We start from the raw sequence: 2,202 nt of genomic DNA, 5'->3' as shown, positions 1-2,202 counted from the left end.
ATGTGAGCTCTACCTCGGCATCCATGCCTCAGAAGGTCACAACTGTGTTCGCACCGAGTTTTCTATCTCTTCGATTTGACCTTGTGAGAAGCTTTTGGACAGAAGCTTGTCAGTGCATTACCTAAATTAGCAACCAATGAATTGATACAGGTATCGCAAAACCTAAGCCACCACCGCTTATTTTGGTAGTCATCTTGAACGAAAGTAGAGAACTCCTTCCGTTGCGCTACAAGAATTCCAAGCGAGGTGTGTGCGTATAAATACCGATTTCATGCAAGTTAAAGCAGGCATGGTGATTCTGGCCGCGATTCGAAACCATTCTTACTACCACGATTATTTTCAAGTTTCTGCCAAAATAAATATTGACCTGTCTAAAGCTTCATAGTTTATAGTTCGCTCATAAATGAGAGGAAACCCCATGTACCGTATTTCTGAATTGGCACAAAAAGTCGGATTGAGCCGTTCCACTTTGCTCTATTACGAAAAACTCAAACTGATTTCTGCCAAGCGGCAAAGCAATGGGTATCGCTGCTATACAGACAAAGATGTTCAACGTGTAAAACTATTACAACAACTACAAGCTGGCGGACTAACCCTAAAAGAGTGCCAAGCATGCTTAAAGGCACAAATCGACAGAGAGCTGCTACTTCATAGGCTTAATGTATTGGATGAAGAAATCGCCCAAAAACAAAAAGCAAGAGAGCTTCTTTCCTCAATGCTTGGCATGAACTCTATGAAGGAGTGGCACCAGTCAATGGAAAAAGAAGCTCCATCAGCACATCTAGAATGGTTAATGAAACAAGGTTTCAGTGAAAAGAATGCCTTGAGGCTAAAGTGGCTTTCGAAAGATATGAATGAACATGAACAATACATGGCTGATTTTGAAGCTATTTTTCAAGGGTTAGATCGGCTGGGGCCAGGTGATGAAGCTGACTATCTCAAAGCATTACGTTCTTTACCTATTAGGTCGGGCGATGCGCTAGAGATTGGCTGTGGAAAAGGAGTCACAACCACTTTGCTGGCAAAAAATTCAGCCTTCAATTTAACGGCACTCGATAACGATGAGTACTGCCTAAGCTGCCTTAAAGAGAAGGTTAAAGACCATTCTCTTGAACATCGAATAACAACGATTTGTGCCAGCATGACAGCGATGCCATTTGATCGGGGGCAATTTGATGTGCTCTGGTCAGAAGGCAGTGCTTATATCATGGGAGTAAAGCAGGCACTCAAAGGTTGGAAACCATTTCTCAAGAGTAATGGCTACTTAGTTATTAGTGACTTGGTTTGGCTGACCGATAACCCAGATGCCGAAGCCATAGAGTTTTGGCAACAAAACTATCCAGACATGGCGACGAGCAAGCAACGCATCAAAGAGATGATGAAAGAAGGCTATGAGGTTATAGAGAGCTTTACACAGAGTGAACAGTCGTGGCGCAACTATCTGGCTCCATTGATTCAAAAAATCACTCAGGTTGAAGATGAAGGTTTTTCTTCTAATGCACTCGATGATTTACGCAAAGAACTACAGATACACGAGCAATACTTAGGTCAATATGGTTACCAAGTATTTATACTAAAAAACAAAGGTTAAAACATGAAAATTAGAGCTGAAAATCACTCAGACATTACAGAAATTGAAACTCTTATTTATCGAGCGTTTGAGAACCATCCACACCATGAACCAGGTGCTAAACCAACAGAACACTTGATCGTCAATAAACTACGTGATGCAAAAGTATTATCACTAGCTCTAGTATGTGAAGATCAAACTGGCATCATTGGTCATATTGCCTTTTCACCGATTTTTATTAATGGCGAGGAGTCTGTTTGGTATGGTTTAGGCCCAGTATCAGTAATGCCAGAGCGTCAAAGTGAAGGTATCGGTGGTGCACTTATTCGTGAAAGTTTAGCACAACTTAAAACACAAGGTATTGAGGGTGTAGTGCTACTCGGTGAACCAAAATATTATGGCCGATTTGGCTTTGAGTCACAGCCAAACCTTACACTTCCAGGTGTCCCATCAGAGTATTTCCTAGCTATATCGCTAGCCAACAATATTCCGACAGGCGAAGTTGCTTATCACTCTGCTTTCTTTGACAACTAATGCAGATAATAAGCCACCCATAGTCAATCAATACCATAGCACCATTATTTGCTGATTACTTCTATGGCACTACACGGGAAGGCAACATAAGTGAGAAC

General features: G+C 41.6%; 2 protein-coding genes. Both read left to right on the top strand.

Annotation, left to right across the window (positions count from 1 at the left end; all coding sequences use genetic code 11):
* Positions 1-418 precede the first annotated feature (418 nt).
* Positions 419-1,591, top strand: a complete 1,173-nt coding sequence (locus L876_RS0116240) for a MerR family transcriptional regulator (RefSeq protein ID WP_028764758.1) — start codon at positions 419-421, stop codon at positions 1,589-1,591.
* Positions 1,592-1,594: 3 nt separating this feature from the next.
* Positions 1,595-2,104: a GNAT family N-acetyltransferase gene (locus L876_RS0116235; RefSeq protein ID WP_028764757.1), complete on the top strand. Its 510-nt coding sequence runs from the start codon at positions 1,595-1,597 to the stop codon at positions 2,102-2,104.
* Positions 2,105-2,202 lie beyond the last annotated feature (98 nt).

The sequence above is a fragment of the Shewanella colwelliana ATCC 39565 genome (assembly GCF_000518705.1).
Classification (GTDB): domain Bacteria; phylum Pseudomonadota; class Gammaproteobacteria; order Enterobacterales; family Shewanellaceae; genus Shewanella; species Shewanella colwelliana.
Note: the sequence above shows the minus strand (reverse complement) of the source record. Positions and strands in the feature narration are given on the sequence as shown.